The following is a 21,036-nucleotide window of genomic DNA, read 5'->3' as shown; positions in this document are numbered from 1 at the left end:
TCAGTCTTGGACATATAGGTTCCCTTTGAACTTCGACCTATGCCGCGGACTGTCGTGGCGAGCGCCGGGTCGGCGAACCAGCTTTTACCAGACTTGATCAGCGGACGGTCGGGACATCGTTCGATTCATGACGCAGGGTCCGGTGGGTCCGTAGCCCGAATCGAGGCAGGGCGATGCAGATAGCCGACAGGTACGCGCTGGTGCACTGTACGGTTCCATCGGGGCGGACGAGGGCGCTGTGCCCCTGGCGCAGCCAGCGGCACAGTTCGCTTGCGGGGCCGGCGATCACCAGGATCGCGCCCCGTTCTCGGATCTGGGTGCGTTGTGCGGATGTCGGCTCGGCGGTGGTGACGATCGCGTACCGGCCCGCGGCGACGTCGTCGTAACGACGGCCGTCGTCCAAGACCGCGTTGGGAATCAGCCTCCCCACCCCGCCAGGGAGCAGGCGCGACCGCAATACGAGGTCGGACCGGTGCAGCGGCGGCGTTTCACCACTGGTGACCAGTTCGTGGAAACCGGGCAGGCGGTGCAGGTGCGGCGTGATGAGACGGCGGACGAGGTTGCCCAGTTCACCGCCATCGGTCATGGCTATGCCGGTGACCTTCGCGAGCCGGATCATGGTCCGCGCATGCGGTTTCCGCTCGACTTCGTAGGTATCCAGTACGCGCTCGGGCAGCTCGGCGGCAAGAACTCCGGCGAGCTTCCAGGTCAGGTTGGCCGCGTCACGCAGTCCGGCGCCCATGCCCTGACCGATGAACGGCGGCGTGAGATGGGCCGCATCGCCCAGCAGGAAGACCCGCCCCGCACGCCAACGGTCGGCGAGCTGAGCACGGAAGGTGTATTCGGCGACCCGGATCAGTACGAGTTCCTCGACCGGAATCGAGCCGGTCCACGGGCGAATCAGACCGTGCAGCCGCTCGATATCGTCGTAGTCGGCCGCGGCCTCATCGGGACCCAACCGGAATTCCCATCGGTAGCGGGATTTTCCGATTCGCATGTATGTTGCGGCGCGGAACGGATCGCAGACCTGGTGTACGCCTTCCCATTCCCCGAGTTCGGCGGCGGTGGCTATGTCGACTACGAGCCAGCGCTGCTCGAAGTTCAGGTCGTGCACGGTAGCGCCGATCGTGGCTCGAACCAGGCTATGGGCGCCATCGCAACCCAGTACGTACCGTGCCAGGACCGACTCCGCTGCGCCGGTGGTTCGGTCGGTGAAGTCGACGCGCACGCTGTCGGTTTCCTCGGTCACCGCGGTGACCTCGACGTCGTCCCGGAGGATGACTCTCGCGTGCCGTGCGACCGCGGCCCGCAGGATCGTCTCCAGCTCCGGTTGGTCGAACATGTTCGCGTCCGGATACCCGTGTCGCCCGCAAGGGCGGCGGTGGAACTCGGCCAGGATCTTCATGTTCCGGTCGACCAGCCGGAGACCGAGGCCCGGCCGCGAGATCGCCGCGAACTCGTCCGCGAGCCCGAGACGGGCTAGGATACGGTGGATTTCACCGTCCAGATGCACCGCGCGCGGCTGCGGATAGATTTCCGTCCACCGCTCCAGCACCAGAGTGTCGACACCGTATCGGGCCAGCAGTGTCGCGGCGGTGAGTCCGGTCGGTCCCGCTCCGACGATCACGACCGGAACCACGGGCGTACTCATCCATGCCCTCCTGAAAGCGTTGCGAGATAACCGATCGATACGAGCCCGGTGATCAACGCGGGCACGACAGCGTGGATACCGTCGTCGGCACGCAGATGCGCGACAACGGCACCGGTCAGCAGCAGCACCAGGCCGGTGCCGGCCGCCGCGCCGACCACCGGCCAAGAGATGCCGACCAACAGCCCAGCAGCTCCGGCGATCTCGGCCGCACCGATACCCCGAAAGGCAGCTGCGGCGAAGCCTAGATGGGTGGCCCGACTCCGCATCGGCTGCACTCCTTGTACTTTCGCCGCGCCGAGCAGCAGGAAAACGAGCGCGAGCGCGGCGGCGAGGACGGTCGAAGCGCCAGTCATTGCAGCACCGCGACCTTCCATTCGATCGCATAGCGGCCGAGGATCGCCGTCACAGCCTTCTCGTCGCCGACAGGGTCGAGTTCGACGGTCGCGACGATCACGCCGTCTTCGACGGTGGCGGCGATGCTGTGCACTCCGGCGATCTCGGCGAGGGCGTCGAGGAGTGCGCGACGAGTCGCGTCCGCGCGCAGCCCGAGCTTGTAGGGTTTGCCCACGTCGGTGACCGGCAGCGTATCGAGCACCGTGACCGTCTTGGGAGCCGCGGCGCGCTCGGGTACATGCCGGCTCGCCCACTCGAGCAGTTCGGCTTCGGTGACGGCGGCACCGGGCGCCAGGGTGACGTAGGCGACCGGCATCTCACCGGCATGGATGTCGGGGCGTCCGACCGCGCCGGCCGCGGCGACCTTCGGGTGAGAGAGCAGGGCGTCTTCGATGATCGCCGGGTCGATGTTGTGCCCGCCGCGGATGATCAGATCCTTGGAGCGACCGTGCAGATGAATGAACCCTTCCTCATCGATGTGGGCGAGGTCGCCGGTGTCGAGCCAGCCGTCGACCAGTTTGCCCATGCCATCGAGCACGTGGCCGCGCTCGGTACGGCCGATCACGTATCCCGCGAACACCGTGGGGCCGCCGATGACCAGCACTCCGACCTCGCCGACAGGCAGGTCCGCCCAGGTTCCGTCCTCGCCGACACGCACCACCTTCATTTTCTGATAAGGCATGCGCTGCCCCACCGCATGAGGTCGAGGCAGATCGGGGAAGCTGCGCGCGCTGGCACAGGTCGCCTCAGTCAGTCCGTAACCCTCGACCAGGGTGATTCCGGTGTGCATCTCGAAGCTCTCCCGGACCGCGGGCGGCAGTGGCGAGGCACCCACCATCGCGTAGCGCAAACTGCCGATGTCGGTGTTGACCGGGCATTGCGCCAGCACCGCGTACACGGTGGGCACCGCACTCATCGCGGCGAGCCGGTAGTGCTCGACGATGTTCCAGAACTCGGCGTAGATCGCGAGGTCCCGGTAACCGAGCGGTCCGGCCCATACCACCGACTGCCCTTTGAACAGGGGCGCGAGCAAGGTGACGACCAGAGCGTTGACATGGAACAGCGGCAGGGCCGCGAACACCACGGAATCTTCGTCGAACAGGGAGTTCGCAGCAATCATCCACGCATTGGCGACCTCGCCCGCATGGGTGTGCGCGGCCAGCTTCGGCACACCGGTGGTGCCCCCGGTATGGAACAGTGCGGCAAGATCCGAGGCGGCCGGGGCTTTCCCGGCGAAGGTGGTCGAATCGTGCGCTGCCGCCGACTCGTCGAGGTACCCGACGCGCACGCCGTCGATCCGCTGCAGCGCCTGCGGGTCTCCCACCGCCGCGGTCGGGCGCAGCACGAGTACCGCGTCCAGCAGGCCGTCGGCAGCCAGCGCACGCACGGAATCCCAGACGTCGTCAGATAATTCAGGTCCAGCCGCGACGAGTACCCTCGCACCCGTGAGCCGCAGTAGTTCGGCGATATGCGGCCGGGACAGCGAACCATTGATCGGGGCGGCGATCCCGGCCAACTGGGCAGCGATTGTCGCGGGAATCAGCTCGGCACAGTTGGGGGCGATCAAGGCCACCGCGTCATCGCGCCGCACACCGAGTTCGTGCAGCACGTTCGCGTACCGGTGGACATCGCCCAGCAGCTCAGCGAAGCTGCGCCGCAGGGGTTCCCGCCACCGCGCCGCCTCGGGCAACACGGTGACGGCGGTATGCTCCGGCCACAGTTCGGCAGCCCGCACCAGCAGGGCATAGGTCGATTCCGCCAGAGGGCGCTCGGCCAGCGGCACGGATTCGATCTCGGGCAGGTCGCTCGGCCCCGCGTAGCGTGGCCACAGCAGATCCTCGGTTATCAGATCGTCCGTCATCGGGTGTGCCGCACGACCGTACGCTGCCGGCCCAGCTCGATCGCACCGTCGTCGGTGGACACGGCGGCCTCGATGACATCGCCGTCCCGCAGATACTTCGGATTCTTGGCCTGCCCCTTGAAGAAAAGCTTCCATTTGATCGCGGCAGGTAGCAGGGACCCGATGATTTCGACCGACTTGGCTGGAGCGCTGATCGCCGTGCCCACAGGCGTCCCGGTCAGCAGCAGATCACCGGCATCCATACGCTGGAAACGGGTCAGCGCCTGGAGTGTTTCCACGGGGCCGTAGATCATGTCCGCGACGGTCATGTCCTGGCGCGGCTCGCCGTTGACCCACAACCGCAGCCGCAGATCGGTGAACCGCTTCAGCTCATCGGCGTCCAACAGCACGAGCGCGGGCCCGACCGGGGTGAACGTCGGATACGACTTCGCCTCGTAGAACTGGGTTTTCGGCAACTGCACGTCACGCGCCGACACGTCGTTGGTGACGACCAGGCCTGTCACGTAGTCCGCGAGGTTGTCCGCGGTAATCGAGGTTCCTACCGGCATCGAACGGCCGAAGACGAGCCCGATCTCTACCTCGTAATCCAGCAGCCGCACATGGGAAGGCCGCACTACATCGTCGTAAGGGCCGCTGATCGACCCGGAGGTCTTGCGGAAGAACGTCAACGGCACAGTCTCCGGGTCCATGCCCGAGTCCTTGACGTGCGAGGCGAAATTCGTCATCTGGGCCACCACCCGGCACGGCGCGGTCACCGGCGAGACCAGTGAAAGCGTTTCGATCGGCACGACCTCGGTGCTCACGGCAGCCGCGACGATCGCCTGCCTGTCGGCCAGCAGCTGACCGGTGGTGGTCGCGGCGGTGCCGACTTCGGCGGCGCCGGAAGGTTTGGCCACCCACCAGGCATCGGCGGTGCGGAGGACGGAGATACTCATGAATTGGCTACTTTCATCAGGCCACGTAGGCGGTCGAGGTCGAATTCGTTGTCCTCGCGCAGTGCGCCGACCATGGCGCGCAGCTCGCGAAGGGCTGCCCGGCCCGGCTCGAGGCCGAGGAAATCTTTGCTGGCGGGCGGCCCCCACTGGGCCAGCCCCGAGGCACTCATCGGTGCCCAGCCCGGTTCCAGGGTGCAGTCGAACATGTCGCCGTCGCTGAAATGCTCGACCAGCAACCCGTCCGGATCACGCCAGTAGTCGAAGAGCTGGCTGCCCTGGTTATGACGGCCGATCCCCCATGACCGGTAGTAGCCGTGGTCGAGCAGGTACTCCCCGCCCGCAGCCATCGCGTCCAGGTCGGCGACCTGATAGGCCGAATGCACATACCGGTTGGCGCCACCCAAGACCAACGCGAGCGTATGGTGGTCGGTCGGTGTGGAGCCGCGATCGCAGCGGATGAAGCTCATCACCGGTCCCCGCTCGCGCTGCCCCGCGTAGTAGAGGAAGTCGCTGACGATCAGACCCAAGTGCTGCAGATACCAGTCGAGCGTTCGGCGGTATGTGGTGGTCTGTACCACCACATGCCCGAGACGCTGAACTCTCGCCGGCTCACGGGGTGGCCGCTGTGTCCGATTCGCGCGGGCGACCTCATGCCCAAAGTTCAGTAAGTGCGGAGCTTGCACGGGCAGGGCCTGAAGCTTGTGGGTATCGGCGACAACCCGCACCTGCAAGCCGCTCGGGTCGATCAGGTCTACGGTCGATCCGCCCAGACTATCGGGCAGGTTCACTACCTTGTTTCCGCCGGCTTTCGCCAGCCGGAGCAGATCGGCGGTGTCCGCCGCACGGAAGGCCGGACCGACGAATTTCGATCGCGGCCCTCGGCGAATCACCACACACGGCGCGCCCGGGTCCGTACCACGTAGCCGCAGTTCGTTCGGAGTGCGCAGGGACGTCGCGAATCCGAAGGCATGCGCGAAGGTTTCGGCTCGGTCCAGGTCCGGCTTCTCGAACTCCAACCACGACAGATCGTGCACCTTGACGATCGGATTCCGCGCCCGACCCGGATGTTCACCGGCTGATCCGCCGTGCTCGCTGTGCAAGCCGGTATGTGGGTCGTGATGGTCGGTCATAGACCACTCCCTCCAAGGTATTGACGATATCGTCACATAAGATGTTATAGTCAGTCAAGAAATTTTGACTTATTCGTCACTACTGATGCAAGGCGATACCATGGCGGCCGGATCGTCATCCCTGCGCCGCACCACGCTCGGCCGTCCCCGCCGGAATGCGGGCGTCGTCAGCCAACTGATCGCATCCGATGCTCTGCTCGCGGCCGGAGCAGATGTGGACTTGTGCCGCGCCGGGAACAGGACGGTGCGCGTGGTCTATCCGGGCTGAGGCCCGCGGCGATCCGGCATCACGATGTTCCCGTAAAGCTTTGTGGCACTTCGGCTTCGGCGTCACGCTCGAATCGGCGTTCGAGTTCTACACCTTCGATGTCGAGGTCGGGGACGTAGCGCGCGAACCAGCGAGGGTGGTACCACATGCGGTTTCCGATCAGCGCCATGACGGCGGGCACCAGCGTCAGGCGGACGATGAAAGCGTCGAGAAGGACACCGACGGCGAGGGTGAAGGCCAGCGGTTTGACGATCGGGTTGTCGACGGTGGTGAAGGCGACGAAAACGGCGAACATGATCAGTGCTGCGGCGGTCACGACGCGTGCCGAGTGCGCGACCCCGTTCTGTACCGAGGTGATCGCGTCGGCGGTGCGGCTGTGTTCCTCCTTGATCCGCGAGACGACGAAGATCTGATAGTCGCTGGAGAGCCCGAAGATGATGGCCAGGATGATGATCGGCAGGAAGCTCAGCGTCTGCGTCTTGACGACGCCGAAGAGGTCGGCTCCCCAGCCCCATTGGAACACTGCGACTTGGGCGCCGAGGGCGGCGAAGACCGACAGGATGAATCCGACGATCGACGACAGCGGCACCAGCACGGTGCGGAACGCGATCGTCAGCAGCACCAGGGCCAAACCCACCACGACCGCGAGGAAGACCGGCAGCGCCTCGGCCAGCCGGTTGGAGGTGTCGATATTCGCGGCGGTTGTGCCGCCGATCAGATAGGTTGCCCCGGTGCCGTTTACGATATCGGCACGGTCGTCACGCAGCCGGGACACCAGATCGGCGGTCGCGGTGTCGTCGGGACCGGTCTTCGGAACCACTTGGATCAGCACCAGCCCGTCTCCGGTGCCGCCGGGCTGCACCGCGGCGACGTTCGGCTCCTGCCGCAGCCGGCTCATCACCGTTTGCGCAGCGTCCTGGCTGGTGGCGTTGGACAGGTCGGTCACAACCAGCAGCGGCCCGTTGAACCCGGGACCGAACGAACGGCTGGCCAGGTCGTAGGCCTTGTGCGCAGTACTCGATTCCGGTTGCGACTCGCCACTGGGCAGCCCGAGATGGATCCGCGTGACCGGGACAGCCAGCACGCCCAGAACCGCGATACCCAATACCAGCAAGGGGATCCGGAACCGGGTGACAAACCGTCCCCACGCGTGTCCCACAGTGCGCTCGGGCTCGTACGCGGCGATCCGCGCCACCTCCTGCGGCCGTCCCGGATGCAGCGGCGGTGAGATGAACCGAGCGACCGTTCCCCCGGCGAATCCGAGCAGCGCCGGCAGAAGCGTGAGCGCGACAAGCATCGCCACCAGCACAGCACCAGCCGCCGTCAAACCCATCACGGTCAGGAACGGGATGCCCGCGACCGACAGCCCGCACAGGGCGATGATCACTGTTACCGCGGCGAATACCACCGAACTGCCCGCGGTCCCTACCGCCAGCGGTATCGACTCCGCAGCCGGGATCCCTAGCACGATGTTGTGCCTGTGTCGCGACAGAATGAACAGCGCGTAGTCGATCCCGCACGACAAGCCCAGCATCAGCGCGAGCGACGTCGCCGCCGCGGGCACGTCGACGAAGGACGCGACGCCCAGAATCCCGGTGAGCCCGATTCCCACGCCGATCAACGCGGTGACGATGGGTAGCCCCGCCGCGACCACCGCACCGAAGGTGATCAGCAGGATGCCGAACGCCGCGGCGATGCCGAAGATCTCCGGTGTCTCGGGAACTTCGGCCGTGAAGCCCGGGTACACCGCGCCGGAGAATTCCACTTCCAGGCCCGCATCTCGCGCCGGTTCGGCGATGCGATCCACCTCGCCCAGAGTTTCCTCGGTGACTTCGCCGGCCGACACCGAGAACTGCACACTGCCCAACGCGACACGCTGGTCCGGCGACACGGTTTTGGCCTGGAACGGGTCGACCACGGCGGCGGCCTGCGACAGTCCCTTCAATTCGGCCATCACCTGCTCGATCTGGGCGCTCGGCTGCGAGTCGGTCACCTTGACCATGCCTGGCGTAGCGAACACGACCTGCATCTGGGCACCGCTGAACGCCGGCATCCGCTGCTGCAGCAATGACACAGCATCCTGCGACTCGGTGCCGGGAACGGTAAAGCTGTCGGTTGTCTTGCCGCCCGTCCCGACAGCGAAGCCGATGGCGCCTGCCAAGAGCACCACCCACACCGCCAGCACCCACCAGCGGCGACGCGCCACCAACCGACCAAGACCGAACAGATACCGAGACATACTGCCTCCCGTCGAGTCACCAACTGACGCATCACCGATAGCGATCGCCTGCGACTTCGATACGATAACACGATTAATGACGAATTCCTCATAAACGCAGCAATGGTCAGCAAACTACTACGGCGCGGGCGACCGCTGGCGGCGATCGTCGGACAGCTCGCCGCTTCAGCTAGCCAAGGCACTCACAAATAGCTTTTGAGTGAATCGTCACTGCTGACCAGTGGCGCTAGGATGGCGACGAGTTCCGTCAGAAGGAGGTGGACCGCGATGACCGTGCAGACCGGTTCGGAACCCAACCGCCTGCAGCGCCGCAAGGCGCGTACCCGCGCCGCGCTGGTGAGTGCGGCCCAGTCGCTCATCGCAGCGGGAAAACTCAACGTGCCGATCCTCGAGATCACCCAAGCCGCCGACGTCGGGATGGGATCGTTCTACAACCACTTCCAAAGCCGGGAAGAGCTGTTCGCCGCCGCGGTCGAGGAGGCACTCGACCAGCACGGCGCCGTCCTCGACCTACTATGCGAAGACGTGGACGACCCCGCCCAGGTGTTCGCGCAAAGCTTCCGGCTCACCGGCCGCCTGCACCGCCGGAACCCCACACTCAGCAAGGTGCTGCTCAACAACGGACTCACCCTCGCCGGCTCCGACAAGGGCCTCGCCCCCCGTGCCCACCGCGACATCGAGGCCGCCGCCCATGCCGGCCGGTTCCAGGTCCGCGACCCGGAACTTGCCATGACCATCGTCGCCGGCGCCGCTATCTGCCTCGGCCGGCTCCTGCACGACCACCCCGAACGCGACGACACCGAGGCCGCCGACCAAGTCGCCGAGGACCTCCTACGCATGTTCGGCCTGCCGGCCGACGAAGCCCACGAGATCTGCCGGCGCCCACTACCCTCCCTCGACGCACCGCCACAAGACGACACCGCCGCCTGACCACCGGCCGCGGGAGAGCCCTACCCGATTTCTCCACCCGGCTCAGCGGCGGTCCCGTCGCAGTCCCGAATGCTGCGGGGGAGCAAAGGCGGCAGTATGCGTCGAGGGACGAGCTGGGCTATGTGAGCGACTTCGGGTGGGCAGCCCTCGGATGTGCCCGCCAGTTCTACGCGGGCCCTTCGCTATCGACGCTCGTGAGTTCAGCTCACCAGCAATGGATCAGGGGCCGCCCACACCGCGGCGAGCGCGCTGACCCCGCCATGTCGATATTTGTCGCTGCGCTCGTCCGCGTAGCCGCCGCCCTGCGGATCGATGTCGACGCAAGAGTCTTTCAGTACGGAGGAAGCGAGACGTGTTGCAGCGTAATAGATTCGCACAAACCGCACTGCCTGCCGACCGACCGAATCTCGATAGGCCGTTGGGATCGGTGCCGCACCAGCGGAGACGGGGAATCAGGGTTGACTACGCTGCTTAGCGTGTCCGAACCTGTGCCACTGACGAGGCTGCTCGATGACGCGGGGTTGCTGTCGCTCGAGCACCGACTCCACCTCGAAGAAGTGCTGGGCGCACATGTGTGGCAAGCCGATCTGGATGGACGTCGACTCGAATTCGTCGGTGCAGAGCGCTCATTCGTGTGCACCAATGTCCACCTGCTCGGCACGGCCGACGCCGAGTCGTGGTTGTGGGGGTGGGCAAATCCCTGGGGCTACCCGCCTGCGCTGATCAAGGCGTCGCAGACGGTGCGCGAGTTCGGCTTTCGGTACGGCGTAGCCGAACTATGCGCAGCAGAACTGCCCGTCACCCTCGCGGGTGCGGCACCCGAGCCGCACCAAGTGGCCGGGCTGCTGGCCGACGCCGCGAAGGTCGTCTGTGGGCGCTGGAGTTCCTACTGCGGTATCACCGACGGCACGTGCGTGGCGTTTCTCGTCGAACATCCGGCGTTCGTGCTGCCGCCAGCCACCGCGTCCGGCCTTGCGCGCGTGCTGGCCTACGGCGTCGGTGCGCTGCCGCTGACCGATCATCGACGCGCCGTCCACAGCTACCTGACCAGGCGGGGCCTGCTCACCGAATTTCTCGATGACTACCGGTGGCTGGAGTTCAGCGGCCACGGCGTCGCGGGCGACATCGAATTCGATGCTTCCGGACATGTCGCACACTTCGATATCCAAGTGGTCATGGATCGGATCGAACTGCCGTCTGGGCCGATAACGCAGTCGGCCCATGCACACCGAACGCCGGTCACCTGACTGCCATCCCTCCATCGACGGCGCAGCAGTTCATCGCGAGGGCCGAAACCCAAGCGAGACAGTGGACGCGGCGACCAGGGCGTCGAACGAGCAGTTACTCGCCACCGACATGGTCGCGGCGAGCACGCGGACGCCGCCGGCGGGCGGTGTGGGATTACTGTCGGAGCATGCCCAGCGAGCAGGCGACACCCCGCCCTTCACTGTCCTTCCATTTGGACGCGATTCCCTCCGATCGCACCGAAAGCGTGCGAGACGATGCGGCTATCGACGACCCGATGACCGCACTGATCGGCATCCTCGATCTTCAGGCAGCAATACCGGGTATTCAACGGATGCGCCGCTGGGGACACGACGCCTTGGCCGTTGGGCCGGGAGAATACGCGCTCGACATAGGCGCCGGAACAGGAACCGAGGTGCTGGAATTCGCCGACCGCGTCGGCCGCGACGGCGACGCGGTCGGCGTCGATCCGAATCCCGCGATGCTCGCCACTGCCCGGGCGCGAGCCGAGGCCGCGGGTTCGCGGGCCCGCTTCGTCGAGGGCACCGCCTACCACTTGCCGTTCCCGGACGATTCCTTCGACGCGGTGCGTTGCGAGCGCGTCTACCAGCATCTCGATGACCCGGCCGCTGCCACCGCCGAGATCGCGCGGGTACTGCGGCCCGGCGGGCGGGTGCTGCTCGTCGACAGCGACTGGCACACCGCGATCGCCCATCCTGGCGACGCCGATGTGATCGCCCGGCTGACGACGACGATGCTCGCAGCTACCCCGAACCCCACATCGGGCCGCCGCCTGCGCGGTCTGCTCACGGCCGCCGGATTCTCGATCGAAGACATCGGATCCGAGGCAGTGATTTGGGATCCGGACACCGTACGTTCCCTGTTTGCGCGGATGACCGAACGCGCCCTCGCCGACGATGTGATCACCGAGCAGCAGCGCCTCGACCTGATCTCCGGAATGGAGGCCGGCATCGCCACAGGCGACTACCACCTCTCGGTGACGATGTTCGCGGTGCTCGGCCACCGACCACCACTCGGTGGAGCAGCCGCCGGGATCGGCACCGCGATCCTCGTCACCTAGCAGCGGCCCGGCAGAGATAACCCCGCCGAGCCGGTGGCCACGAGTCTCCGCCGCGCGTCAGCCGAGGACGGCGTTCATGATCGTGCCCGCGCTGGTCGCCACCACGCCGCCGGTCATGGCGCTGGCGACCATCTTGGGCGATTGCAGGGTGCCGCCATTCCACTTCTCCCACGCGAACCTGCCACCGCCGTAGGTGATCGCGGTGACGCCGGAGAGCTGGACCAGCCAGGTGAAGTACTGGCCCATCTGCATCAATTTGTCCGCCAGCGGCGGCGCTTCCGGGGTCGGATTGTCAATCTCCGCAAGAACGGTGTCGTATAGCGCGGCGAGAATCATGCTCACGTTCGTGCTCCTTTTTCGCATGCTGAGGTGATGCCGGAGGTAGATTCGAGAGAAGATCTGCGCTCCCGTGGAATTCGGCGCGCCACGGGCACTGCGACAGCTATGTACAGCCGCCGACTCAGGCGTCCCGTGTCATGGCTGTCTCCTGTTTTCCACGTGGTTGCTGGGAAGACTCGTGACAAGATCAATTGAACCCGATCGAGATGGGGTGATCCGGCCGACACACCGGTCAGCGCATGACTCGACTCACAGTCGCAGGCCGTGCCTACCGCGGGCCGTTGCCTTTAGGATTTGACCCGTGCGGGGGTGACATCATTCGGTGCAGTGTCGCGCCGAACCTTCCGCTGACATCACTGTGACCGCGGGGAGGGCACAATGTACACCGCGTTTCTGATTCCACTGCTGATCGCATTGCCGGTCGTCACGGCGGGGGCCGTCGTGGCAGGCTACGCCACCGCTATCGCCGCATATTGGTTCGAGTTGCGCTCCACCGAACGACACGGCGGCCGCCCGAATCCTTCGCTGCGCTGACGGGGGCGATTGCGCGGCCCGTGAGCGGTACCGCGCCGGAAATCCGGACAGAATCGGCACGTCCGGACAGCGTTCGGACTCCGGTCGGTATCCAGCGATCCGCGTCGTGCCAGGCGTTCGCTGGCATATCCTGAACAAGGAAATTCATAGCACAAAGTCGTCGCTCGAAGGGCGGCTTCGGTGTCGCGCAGGCGCCCGACACGCGGCACCACCTCAGGAGGGAACCGCCATGCCCCACAGCGATGCGCAGGTCACTACCCGGTTGCCGGCCAAACTCGATACGAGCGTCCCACACGAGGCGCGCGTCTACGATTACTGGCTCGGCGGAAAGGACAACTACCCGTCTGATCGCGCGCTCGGCGACACGATCGCCACGCACATTCCCGCCATTCGCAGCATGGCGCGCGCCAATCGCGCGTTTCTCGGCCGCGCGGTGCGTCATCTGGTGGGTGCGGAAGGTGTCGATCAGTTCCTCGACATCGGAACCGGCATGCCGAGCGCGGGCAACACCCACGAGGTGGCCCAGCAGCTCGATCCGGCGGCCCGCGTCGTCTACGTCGACAACGACCCCGTCGTGCTCGCGCACGCGCGCGCGCTGATGGCGAGCACACCGCAGGGCAGGACCGCGTTCGCCCATGCCGACCTGCACGATCCGCACTCCATCCTGGACGACCCCGCCCTGAGCGCCCTCGATCTCGACCGGCCGATCGCAATCATGCTGGTGGCGATCCTGATGTACTTCCGGGACTGCGACGATCCGCACGGCATCATCGGTCGGCTCTTGGACGCGGTGCCCTCGGGTAGCTATCTGGTGATCACCCATCCCACCGCCGACTTCGACGAGCGCGCGGTCGCGCGGGTGGCGGCGGCGGCCGCGCACGCGGGCCTCATCTTCCATCCGCGCAGCCGCGTCGAAACCGAATCTCTTTTCACCGGAACGGAAATCATCAATCCTGGTGTCGTGCCGGTGGCCGGGTGGCGACCGGACCCCGGCGTCGCCGTCGACCCGGAGTCCGCCTGGTATTGGGCGGGCATCGGCCGCAAACCCTGATCCCGGTGTCGACCGGGTGACGTTTGAGCCACGTTCGTTCGGCAATCACCTCGGATGGACCCGAACGCTGGGTGCGACGAGGCGGTGAAAATGGTCAACGACGTCGAGAAACGCTGGCGCGACCCGCGCACATTCCGCCGCGCCGCGACCTATGTCTGCTCTGTCCTCGCCACGGCCGCGCTGGTCTTCGTGCTGGCCCTGCTCTGGACCGCAGAACGGCAGAACTGTTCGGAAGCCGACACGCTGTTGTGCGATAAGCCAGCCCAGGCCGCCATGCTGATCGGACCGTCGTCCGTCCTGCTGATCGGCGGCATCGGCGCCTTCGTCGAAACCTATGTGCAGTGGCGCCGCGGCCAGACCTGGCCGATCTGGCAGGGCGCGGGCTGGTTTCTGTTCACCCTGATGGTTGTCTATCTCGGGATCGGCGGCGGTTCGCTGACAGCCTGAACCCCGGCCGCGAACAACGCGGTCACTCGGCGACTTTCACAACGAGCTTGCCGAAATTGCGACCCGTGAGCATGCCGATGAACGCATCGGGGGCGGCGGCCAAGCCGTCCACGACGTCCTCCAGATAGCGGACGCGGCCGTCGGAGACCCATTCGCCCATCTCGCGCAGGAAGTCCGGATAGAGTTCGCGGACGAACTCGGTCTGGATGAACCCGCGCACGGTGAGGCTTTTGAACAGAATCCGGCCATAGAAGGCGGGCAGCCGGTCCGGCCCGGCCGGTGCCCCGGTCGCGTTGTAGTGAGCGATCAGGCCACAGACCGGTACGCGCGCATACGTATTCAGCAGCGGATAGACCGCGTCGGCCACCGCGCCGCCGACATTCTCGAAGTAGATGTCGATGCCGTCGGGTACGGCCGCCTTCAACTGTTCCGCGAAGTCGGGGGCGCGATGATCGAGTGCGGCGTCGAAGCCGAGCTCGTTCAGGTAGGCGACCTTGCGCGGCCCGCCCGCTATGCCGACGGCACGTGCGCCCTTGATCTTGGCGATCTGCCCGACGGCCGAGCCCACCGGGCCGGTAGCGGCGGCGACCACGAGCGTCTCACCTGGCTGCGGTTTGCCGATCTTGCGTAGACCCGCGTACGCGGTGAATCCCGGCATACCGAGCACACCCAGCGCCGTCGAGACCGGAGCCTTCGCGGGGTCGAGTTTGCGGACATCGCGGGCGCGCGCGACGTCATGGGTCTGCCACCCCGAATAAGCCAGCACCACTTCGCCTTTCGCCACCGAAGGGTCGCGGGACTCGAGCACTTCGGCCACCGTAGCGCCGACCATCACCTGGCCGACTTCGACCGGTTCGGCGTAGGACTTTGCGGAGTTCATCCGGCCGCGCATGTACGGATCGAGGGACAGGTACCGTGTGCGCAACAGCACCTCCCCCTCGGCAGGCGCAGGGAGTTCAGCCGTCTCGATACGGAAGTTCTCCGGGGTAGGCGTGCCCACCGGCCGGGAAGCAAGCACGATTCGCGTCGACTCGACCATGCCGCTCATCCTAGTCGGATGGCGCGGGCGCTTCCGGCACCCGCGCCAGCTCGCGCGTAGGGCGATCACCAGGACGGTGTCTTGGGCCCCAAGAACAAGCCCCCGTTGACCTCCAGCGTCTGACCGGTGACCCAGCGGCCGTCACCGGAGGCGAAGAAGGCCACGGCGTCGGCGATGTCCGCACCCCGTCCGACCCGCTCCAGCGCGGTCATGCTCGCTACGCCGGAAATCGCGCCGTCGTTGGTGTGCAGCCAGGAATTCATCTCGGTATCGGTGATGCCGGGCGAGACGGTGTTCACCGTAATCCCGCGCGGCCCAAGGGAATTCGCCAGCGAGCGGCCGAGGACGTTCAGCGCACCCTTGGTCATCCCGTAGACAACTTCCGGCGTGGCGAACCAGGTGACGCCGGAGGAGATGTTGATGATGCGCCCGCCGTCGCGCAGTATGGGCAACGCCCGCTGGATGATGAAGAACGGCGCGCGCACATTGATCGCGACCAGTCGGTCGAACTGCTCTGGCGTGGCCTGCTCGATAGTGGCCTCGTAGGTAATGACCGCTGCGTTGTTCACCAAGATGTCCAATGGCCTGCCGTCCAGCCCGGCCATGAGCTCGCCGAACAGCCGGTCGATATCGCCCTCCACGCCCAGTTCCGCGCATACCGGGAACGCCCGCCCGCCTACCCGCCGAATCGCGGACACCGTCTCGTCGGCCGCCTCCTTATTGGTCCCGTAGTGCACGGCCACCTCGGCGCCGTCGGCAGCCAGCCGCTCGGCGATGGCGCGCCCTATCCCGCGTGAGGCACCGGTGACCAGGGCGGTCTTTCCAGTCGGATGGGACATATTTCGCTCCTGCGCGGTTAATAGGGAACGTTCCCTAACATTGCTGACACGAGCTACTCTAGACCCGTGGAGCCGAAACGTCGAGCTGCCGCGGAGACCAGGGAACACATCCTGCTCGTCGCGCGGGAGCTGTTCTATCAGCAGGGGATTCGCGCGACCGGTGTGGACCGCGTCGCCGCCGCGGCAGGCGTGGCTCCGCCCACTCTGTATCGACTGTTCGCCTCCAAGGACGACCTCGTCGCCGCCTACCTCGAACGCGAGGACCGTCATTACCGGGACTGGTTCAGCGCCGCCGCCGAGGGCGACGGCCCGCGCGAGCGCATCTTTGCCCTGTTCGACGCGCTGGCCGACCAGGTCGGTCCCGAATCATGTCGCGGCTGCCCGTTTCTCATCGCCCTCGGCGAGTTCCCGGACCGCGACCTGTCCAGCCACCAGCACGCCGTCGGGATGAAGAGCTGGGTGCGTGAACAGTTCAGCACACTGGTCGACGAACTTGCGGCAACCACGACGATCCACGACCCGTCGGCGCTGGCCGATCAGCTGATGCTCGTGATGGAGGGCGTCTACGCGACGACCCAGGCGTTCGGAGCGACGGGGCCCGCTGCCGAGTCCAGATCTCTGGTCGAGGCGCTCCTCCCCCGCCCGTCCGCTCCCAGTGAGCCTCTGGGACGCAACGCGTCATTCACCCAGGACCCGGTCGACGCCGGCCACACTCCGGTGCGGATCGACCCGAGCGCAGCCCGACACCGAATCCCCTCGGACACCAGCGGGTCGGCATGAGCGTTCAAGACATCGAGATGAGTCGCCGAGGCATTGGCATGGCCGCCAGAGGTTCGTAGCGTCAAGAATATGACCTTGGAAATCGGCACCATCCTGCCCACCTCGACGCCCGATCCCGTGAATCCCATCCTCGGAGACGTACGGGCAAGCGCCCGATTCGCCGAGCAGATCGGGCTCGACTCGGTGTGGGCCACCGATCATCTGGTGGCCAGCGCACCGATCCTGGACAGCACCGTCGTACTGGCCACCGCCGCCGCGGCAACCGAGCGCATCCGCGTCGGCTACGGCGTGATGCTGCTGGCGTTGCGACCAGTGGCCTGGGCGGCCAAGCAGATCGCCACACTGCAGCACGTCTCCGGTAATCGCCTGGTCCTCGGCGTCGGCACCGGCAATCCGGCGCACGGCGATGTCGCATGGCGCGCCGCCGGGGCAACGTTCGCCGACCGCGGGCGGCGCACCGACGAGGCGCTGCGAGTGTTGCCCGACCTGGTCGCCGGGCGGCCGACGACGCTACCCGACGGCACCGAGGTCACGCTGTCGCCGGGCGCACTCATGCCGCCGGTCCTCGTGGCAGGCGACGCACCGCGGGCACGCCACCGCGCCGCCGCCTACGGTGACGGCTGGGTCGCCATCGGACTCGAGCCACGCCAGGTGAGCGCGAGCGTGACCGAATTGGGTGCGCTCGCCGACGAATACGGCCGACGGCCTCCAGCCGTCACCGTCGTCGCACCCCGCCTCTCGACCGATCCCGGCCGAGCGGCCGAACAATTGACCGCCTACGCCGACGCGGGCGCCGAACGGGTCGTCCTCGCCCTCTCAGGTCCGGAGTGGCGTGACGACTATGAGTTCGTGGCAAAGATCAAGGCACAGTTGTGAATTCGCTGTTCACCCGCTGCACAGTAGCCCCAGTCCGAGTACGAGCAGCACCACCGCGATCACCGAATCCAGAACCCGCCAGGCCAGCGGGCGGGCAAACAGCGGTCCGAGCAGTCGCGCGCCGAATCCCAGTGCGGTGAACCAGAGCAGGCTGGCCAGCATCGCGCCCGCGCCGAGGAACCAGCGGTCCGGGCTCGCGTAGGTGCTCGCGAAGGAGCCGAGCAGCAGCACGGTGTCCAGGTAGACGTGCGGGTTGAGCCAGGTCAGCGCCAGGCAGGTTGCCACCGTGGCGCCGAATGCGGCGGTGGCCCTGGCAGCTTCGCACCTCAGTGCGTCAGGCGACAGCGCCCGCCGGGCGGTCGGCACGGCATACCCGATCAGGAACACCGCGCCCGCGTAGCGCGCCACCACCAGTACCCCCGGGGCAGATTCGACGATCACGCCGAAACCGCCGACACCAGCCGCGATCAGCACGATGTCCGACACCGTGCACACGGCGACCACAGCCGCCACATGTCTGCCGCTGATCCCCTGGCGCAGCACGAAGGCATTCTGCGCACCGATCGCCACGATCAAGGAGAGGCCGAAGCCCAAACCGGATACGGCCGCCACCGCCGCGGAAGAAACGCTCACGTCGGTCGACGCTAAACCCGGCACCATAGCGCGACAAGCTAAAGGTTCTTATCTATCATTAAGATCTCTTAATATGGATCTCCAGCTCGACCAGCTTCGCGCACTCGACGCCGCCATCACCGAGGGGACGTTCGACGCGGCGGCGCGCAGACTGAGCGTGACGCCATCGGCGATCAGTCAGCGGATCAAGACGCTGGAGGACGCGGCGGGGCGTATTCTCGTGCGGCGAACGAAACCGGTGCGTGCCACCGAGTCCGGGCTCGCGGTGCTCCGGCTGGCCAGGCAGATCGAGTTGCTCGCCGGGGACACCGCGCGCGAACTCGGAGACGAGCTGTCCAGGGGTCCGACCCGGGTACCGATCGCGGTGAACGCCGATTCGCTGGAGACCTGGGTGATGTCCGCGCTGGGGCGTGGGCCTTCCGGGGTGTGCTTCGAGATCCATCGCGAGGACGAGGAGCACACCACAGGGCTGCTCCGCGACGGCACCGTGATGGCCGCGATCACGGCCACCGCACAACCGGTGCAGGGGTGCAAAGTCGAGCGACTCGGTGCGATGCGCTACCGACCGGTGGCCAGTCCAGAGTTCGCCAGGACCTGGTTCGGTGACGGCGCCACCACCGCGGGGGCCTATGCGGCGGCGCCGGTGGTGCTCTTCGACCGCAAAGACGACCTGCAGGATCGGCTCCTCCGTCGCCGCAGCCGCAAGCCACTCGATCCGCCGCGCCACTACGTCCCGTCGTCCACGGGATTCGCGGCGGCCGTCCGCCTAGGACTCGGTTGGGGCATGCTGCCCGATCTGCAAACCGAGGATGATCTTGCTGCCGGTCGGTTGGTACCGATCGACCCCGGCGTCGTCATCGATGTCCCCTTGTACTGGCAGCAGTGGCGCGTACACTCCCCCGCCCTCAGCGCTGTCGCCGCCACCATCGCCGACGCGGCGGCCGACGCGTTACGCTGACCCCTGCCCGACCACGCACGCGGGGCCCGCGACTCCGCCGGACCAGAAGGGCGGACACCCAGGCCCGGCGACGCCGTATCCGAGAAGGCGCGACCGTGGGCACGGCAGCACCGCAAGGTGATTCGGAATCGCAGACTGGTCGGATGGGAACTACTTTCCGCACCGCGGAAACAAGGAAGGCAACCCGATCCGGCTCGTCCTCATACCGCAGGATTCGCTGGTCGCACCCTTCGGTCCCGCCGGTGGCCCCAATTCGTATCGGGGCCGCCGTGGGCGAACCAGCCAGTGCCCGAGTCTATCCTCAGACCCCGACCTCGAAAGAAATACTGCCACATCGATCCAACCGCGTCGCGTCGGCGAACTCTCCCCCATGAGGACGTGTCTCATCCGTGGAGCCGCTACCACCGAATCGAGGTTGTTCGGCATCGCGCCGAGAAGGGCACCGGGCGGTGCCATGCGGCAGACCACACCTCAGGCAATCCCTTCGCCCGAGCGCATCTCCGAAAGCAGGTCTTTGAGGAATTGCAGGCTGCCCGGTGGTGACAACGCTTCCACGCTGAGCCGGTTCATGACCGACATGTACAGCTCGACGTCGCGCCGTTTGTCCAGGTAGAGCGAACTGGTGAGTTGCTCGGTGTAGACGATGTCGAGTAGTTCGGTCTCGGGAAAGCGCAGGATACTGAACGGCCCACCCGCGGCAGAATGCCCTCCGGCCGAATACGGCAGCACCTGAATCCTGATGTTGGGGCGCTCGGCCATCTCGACCAGGTGCTCGATCTGCTCCAGGAGCACCTGCATCCCGCCTACCGGTCTGCGTAGCGCGTTCTCATCGATGACCGCCCACAGGGTCGGGGCGACGACCCGAAAGAGAATGTGCTGTCGACGCACTCGGATGGCAACCCGCCGCTCGGTTTCGTCCGTGTTGCCGAGCTGGATCACCGCACGGGCATAGTCGGCGGTCTGCAGCAGACCAGGTACGAATTGGGCCTCGTAGGTGCGGATCGTGGTCGCGGCTTGTTCGAGGCCGATGTAGGTCTCGAACCAGGCAGGGAGCAGGTCGCTGTAGTGCTGCCACCAGCCCGGGTCATTGGCCCGGCGAGCCAATTCCAGGTATGTTTCGCGTTCAGCGGGGTCGACAACACCGTAGAGGGTCAGCAGATCCCTGAGATCGCGCTCCTTGAACCCGGTCCGCCCCAACTCCAGACGACTGATCTTGGCGTGCGATCCGCGGATGGAATCGCCCGCGACCTCCCTGCTGATCCCGCAGCCTTCGCGCAGCTGACGCAGCCGACTGCCGAGCGCGATCCGCAGTACCGTCGGACCACGTTCTGCCGCGAGAGATTCCGCGTCTCCACTGTTGTCTTCGTCATTCGTCATAGATGCCTCCGGCCGATAGGGGGTAGACCGCGGGGCGCACTGCCTCCACCATTACAGATCATCTGATGTCGGCTGCCGATCCTACTCGGCGCGCACGAAGCCGGACAACGACGCGAGCACAGGTTGAATCCGCGGTGTGGAGGCATGGATTCACAAGAGCGACAAGGCAATAAGCTGAAGGCAATTCCTGGCAACCGAGCCGCCCCGGTACGTAGAGTTGCCTACGGCGGCGGCTGACCTGTTCCACGACCACCGAGCCCGGCCTGACATCGAACGTTCCGCGGATCACCGACCGGGACGTCCGGGCGAAGCCGGCCGATGTCCTCAGCTTCACCAGCATCGACCTTGCGACTTCCAGGACGGCGTCAACTGGTGCTCGGACTGGGTCGCGAGCTTCCACCGCGGTTCTACCCGGCGGCACCGTACAGTA

General features: G+C 66.3%; 22 protein-coding genes. 10 read left to right on the top strand and 12 right to left on the bottom strand.

Annotated features, from left to right (window positions below; all coding sequences use genetic code 11):
- Positions 1-97: 97 nt before the first annotated feature.
- The 5 genes from OH799_RS02015 to OH799_RS01995 are packed head-to-tail and all read right to left on the bottom strand — an operon-like array spanning position 98 to position 5,970.
- On the bottom strand, positions 98-1,651 hold the full coding sequence (locus OH799_RS02015; protein ID WP_406274879.1) for a bifunctional 3-(3-hydroxy-phenyl)propionate/3-hydroxycinnamic acid hydroxylase: 1,554 nt from the start codon (positions 1,649-1,651) through the stop codon (positions 98-100).
- Positions 1,648-2,004 (bottom strand): DoxX family protein, encoded by a 357-nt coding sequence (locus tag OH799_RS02010; protein ID WP_406274876.1) that lies wholly within the window; start codon positions 2,002-2,004, stop codon positions 1,648-1,650. Before OH799_RS02010 ends, OH799_RS02015 begins: the two co-directional genes overlap by 4 nt.
- Positions 2,001-3,905: an acyl-CoA synthetase gene (locus OH799_RS02005; protein ID WP_406274873.1), complete on the bottom strand. Its 1,905-nt coding sequence runs from the start codon at positions 3,903-3,905 to the stop codon at positions 2,001-2,003. Before OH799_RS02005 ends, OH799_RS02010 begins: the two co-directional genes overlap by 4 nt.
- Positions 3,902-4,840: a fumarylacetoacetate hydrolase family protein gene (locus tag OH799_RS02000; protein ID WP_406274870.1), complete on the bottom strand. Its 939-nt coding sequence runs from the start codon at positions 4,838-4,840 to the stop codon at positions 3,902-3,904. The genes OH799_RS02005 and OH799_RS02000 overlap by 4 nt, the downstream gene beginning before the upstream one ends.
- Positions 4,837-5,970, bottom strand: a complete 1,134-nt coding sequence (locus OH799_RS01995) for a VOC family protein (protein WP_406274867.1) — start codon at positions 5,968-5,970, stop codon at positions 4,837-4,839. Before OH799_RS01995 ends, OH799_RS02000 begins: the two co-directional genes overlap by 4 nt.
- A gap of 100 nt (positions 5,971-6,070) precedes the next feature.
- Between OH799_RS01995 and OH799_RS01990 the strand changes: the two genes are divergently transcribed.
- The gene (locus OH799_RS01990) at positions 6,071-6,238 is read left to right on the top strand and encodes a hypothetical protein (RefSeq protein WP_406274864.1); all 168 of its coding nucleotides are present in this window, start codon (positions 6,071-6,073) and stop codon (positions 6,236-6,238) included.
- A 19-nt stretch (positions 6,239-6,257) separates the two neighbouring features.
- Here OH799_RS01990 and OH799_RS01985 read toward each other — a convergent pair whose 3' ends face one another.
- Entirely contained in the window at positions 6,258-8,477 is a 2,220-nt protein-coding gene (locus OH799_RS01985; RefSeq protein ID WP_406274861.1) for an MMPL family transporter, read from the bottom strand.
- Between the two features lie 267 nt (positions 8,478-8,744).
- Here OH799_RS01985 and OH799_RS01980 point away from each other — a divergent pair, with 267 nt between their 5' ends.
- Positions 8,745-9,407, top strand: a complete 663-nt coding sequence (locus OH799_RS01980; RefSeq protein WP_406274858.1) for a TetR/AcrR family transcriptional regulator — start codon at positions 8,745-8,747, stop codon at positions 9,405-9,407.
- A gap of 200 nt (positions 9,408-9,607) precedes the next feature.
- Here OH799_RS01980 and OH799_RS01975 read toward each other — a convergent pair whose 3' ends face one another.
- A complete protein-coding gene (locus OH799_RS01975) occupies positions 9,608-9,793 on the bottom strand; it encodes a hypothetical protein (protein WP_406274855.1) in 186 nt (61 codons plus the stop codon).
- A 90-nt stretch (positions 9,794-9,883) separates the two neighbouring features.
- Here OH799_RS01975 and OH799_RS01970 point away from each other — a divergent pair, with 90 nt between their 5' ends.
- Together OH799_RS01970 and OH799_RS01965 are read left to right on the top strand one after the other, a co-directional pair.
- On the top strand, positions 9,884-10,654 hold the full coding sequence (locus OH799_RS01970; RefSeq protein WP_406274852.1) for a DUF6882 domain-containing protein: 771 nt from the start codon (positions 9,884-9,886) through the stop codon (positions 10,652-10,654).
- A 167-nt stretch (positions 10,655-10,821) separates the two neighbouring features.
- Positions 10,822-11,733, top strand: coding sequence for a methyltransferase domain-containing protein (locus OH799_RS01965; RefSeq protein ID WP_406274850.1), 912 nt, complete (start codon positions 10,822-10,824; stop codon positions 11,731-11,733).
- Positions 11,734-11,790: 57 nt separating this feature from the next.
- Here OH799_RS01965 and OH799_RS01960 read toward each other — a convergent pair whose 3' ends face one another.
- Positions 11,791-12,069, bottom strand: a complete 279-nt coding sequence (locus OH799_RS01960) for a hypothetical protein (protein WP_357270343.1) — start codon at positions 12,067-12,069, stop codon at positions 11,791-11,793.
- Positions 12,070-12,450: 381 nt separating this feature from the next.
- Here OH799_RS01960 and OH799_RS01955 point away from each other — a divergent pair, with 381 nt between their 5' ends.
- The 3 genes from OH799_RS01955 (at position 12,451) to OH799_RS01945 (ending at position 14,104) form a co-directional block, all read left to right on the top strand.
- Positions 12,451-12,606 (top strand): hypothetical protein, encoded by a 156-nt coding sequence (locus tag OH799_RS01955; protein WP_406274847.1) that lies wholly within the window; start codon positions 12,451-12,453, stop codon positions 12,604-12,606.
- Positions 12,607-12,835: 229 nt separating this feature from the next.
- Positions 12,836-13,657 carry an SAM-dependent methyltransferase gene (locus tag OH799_RS01950; RefSeq protein WP_406274844.1) on the top strand — a complete coding sequence of 274 codons (822 nt, stop codon included), beginning with the start codon at positions 12,836-12,838 and terminating at the stop codon, positions 13,655-13,657.
- A 90-nt stretch (positions 13,658-13,747) separates the two neighbouring features.
- Positions 13,748-14,104: a hypothetical protein gene (locus OH799_RS01945; protein ID WP_406274841.1), complete on the top strand. Its 357-nt coding sequence runs from the start codon at positions 13,748-13,750 to the stop codon at positions 14,102-14,104.
- Positions 14,105-14,126: 22 nt separating this feature from the next.
- On the opposite strand, the gene OH799_RS01940 is transcribed toward OH799_RS01945, so the two are convergent.
- Both OH799_RS01940 and OH799_RS01935 read right to left on the bottom strand, forming a co-directional pair.
- Complete coding sequence (locus OH799_RS01940) at positions 14,127-15,152, bottom strand: NADP-dependent oxidoreductase (protein ID WP_406274838.1); 1,026 nt, start codon at positions 15,150-15,152, stop codon at positions 14,127-14,129.
- Between the two features lie 56 nt (positions 15,153-15,208).
- Positions 15,209-15,982 carry an SDR family oxidoreductase gene (locus OH799_RS01935; protein ID WP_406274835.1) on the bottom strand — a complete coding sequence of 258 codons (774 nt, stop codon included), beginning with the start codon at positions 15,980-15,982 and terminating at the stop codon, positions 15,209-15,211.
- 66 nt (positions 15,983-16,048) lie between these two features.
- On the opposite strand from OH799_RS01935, the gene OH799_RS01930 reads away from it, so the two are divergent.
- Positions 16,049-16,762 carry a TetR/AcrR family transcriptional regulator gene (locus OH799_RS01930; protein ID WP_406274832.1) on the top strand — a complete coding sequence of 238 codons (714 nt, stop codon included), beginning with the start codon at positions 16,049-16,051 and terminating at the stop codon, positions 16,760-16,762.
- Between the two features lie 69 nt (positions 16,763-16,831).
- On the top strand, positions 16,832-17,638 hold the full coding sequence (locus OH799_RS01925) for an LLM class flavin-dependent oxidoreductase (RefSeq protein ID WP_406274829.1): 807 nt from the start codon (positions 16,832-16,834) through the stop codon (positions 17,636-17,638).
- Between the two features lie 9 nt (positions 17,639-17,647).
- Here OH799_RS01925 and OH799_RS01920 read toward each other — a convergent pair whose 3' ends face one another.
- On the bottom strand, positions 17,648-18,271 hold the full coding sequence (locus tag OH799_RS01920) for a LysE/ArgO family amino acid transporter (RefSeq protein ID WP_406274826.1): 624 nt from the start codon (positions 18,269-18,271) through the stop codon (positions 17,648-17,650).
- Between the two features lie 73 nt (positions 18,272-18,344).
- Here OH799_RS01920 and OH799_RS01915 point away from each other — a divergent pair, with 73 nt between their 5' ends.
- The gene (locus OH799_RS01915) at positions 18,345-19,229 is read left to right on the top strand and encodes a LysR family transcriptional regulator ArgP (protein WP_406274823.1); all 885 of its coding nucleotides are present in this window, start codon (positions 18,345-18,347) and stop codon (positions 19,227-19,229) included.
- 471 nt (positions 19,230-19,700) lie between these two features.
- On the opposite strand, the gene OH799_RS01910 is transcribed toward OH799_RS01915, so the two are convergent.
- Positions 19,701-20,606: a helix-turn-helix domain-containing protein gene (locus OH799_RS01910; protein ID WP_406274820.1), complete on the bottom strand. Its 906-nt coding sequence runs from the start codon at positions 20,604-20,606 to the stop codon at positions 19,701-19,703.
- Between the last annotated feature and the right edge of the window lie 430 nt (positions 20,607-21,036).

The organism is Nocardia sp. NBC_00881, assembly GCF_045207455.1.
Lineage (GTDB): Bacteria > Actinomycetota > Actinomycetes > Mycobacteriales > Mycobacteriaceae > Nocardia.
The sequence above is the reverse complement of the archived record's forward strand: the minus strand, read 5'-3'. Positions and strand labels throughout refer to the sequence as shown.

Bases quoted from the DNA above. Each gene is read 5' to 3' on its own strand.
- OH799_RS01985 (WP_406274861.1), bottom strand. From the start codon at position 8,477: ATGTCTCGGTATCTGTTCGGTCTTGGTCGGTTGGTGGCGCGTCGCCGC.
- OH799_RS01950 (WP_406274844.1), top strand. From the start codon at position 12,836: ATGCCCCACAGCGATGCGCAGGTCACTACCCGGTTGCCGGCCAAACTC.
- OH799_RS01980 (WP_406274858.1), top strand. From the start codon at position 8,745: ATGACCGTGCAGACCGGTTCGGAACCCAACCGCCTGCAGCGCCGCAAG.
- OH799_RS01910 (WP_406274820.1), bottom strand. From the start codon at position 20,606: ATGACGAATGACGAAGACAACAGTGGAGACGCGGAATCTCTCGCGGCA.
- OH799_RS01945 (WP_406274841.1), top strand. From the start codon at position 13,748: ATGGTCAACGACGTCGAGAAACGCTGGCGCGACCCGCGCACATTCCGC.
- OH799_RS02015 (WP_406274879.1), bottom strand. From the start codon at position 1,651: ATGAGTACGCCCGTGGTTCCGGTCGTGATCGTCGGAGCGGGACCGACC.
- OH799_RS01960 (WP_357270343.1), bottom strand. From the start codon at position 12,069: ATGATTCTCGCCGCGCTATACGACACCGTTCTTGCGGAGATTGACAAT.
- OH799_RS02010 (WP_406274876.1), bottom strand. From the start codon at position 2,004: ATGACTGGCGCTTCGACCGTCCTCGCCGCCGCGCTCGCGCTCGTTTTC.
- OH799_RS01935 (WP_406274835.1), bottom strand. From the start codon at position 15,982: ATGTCCCATCCGACTGGAAAGACCGCCCTGGTCACCGGTGCCTCACGC.
- OH799_RS02000 (WP_406274870.1), bottom strand. From the start codon at position 4,840: ATGAGTATCTCCGTCCTCCGCACCGCCGATGCCTGGTGGGTGGCCAAA.
- OH799_RS01990 (WP_406274864.1), top strand. From the start codon at position 6,071: ATGGCGGCCGGATCGTCATCCCTGCGCCGCACCACGCTCGGCCGTCCC.
- OH799_RS01925 (WP_406274829.1), top strand. From the start codon at position 16,832: ATGACCTTGGAAATCGGCACCATCCTGCCCACCTCGACGCCCGATCCC.
- OH799_RS01995 (WP_406274867.1), bottom strand. From the start codon at position 5,970: ATGACCGACCATCACGACCCACATACCGGCTTGCACAGCGAGCACGGC.
- OH799_RS01965 (WP_406274850.1), top strand. From the start codon at position 10,822: ATGCCCAGCGAGCAGGCGACACCCCGCCCTTCACTGTCCTTCCATTTG.
- OH799_RS01940 (WP_406274838.1), bottom strand. From the start codon at position 15,152: ATGAGCGGCATGGTCGAGTCGACGCGAATCGTGCTTGCTTCCCGGCCG.
- OH799_RS02005 (WP_406274873.1), bottom strand. From the start codon at position 3,905: ATGACGGACGATCTGATAACCGAGGATCTGCTGTGGCCACGCTACGCG.
- OH799_RS01915 (WP_406274823.1), top strand. From the start codon at position 18,345: ATGGATCTCCAGCTCGACCAGCTTCGCGCACTCGACGCCGCCATCACC.
- OH799_RS01955 (WP_406274847.1), top strand. From the start codon at position 12,451: ATGTACACCGCGTTTCTGATTCCACTGCTGATCGCATTGCCGGTCGTC.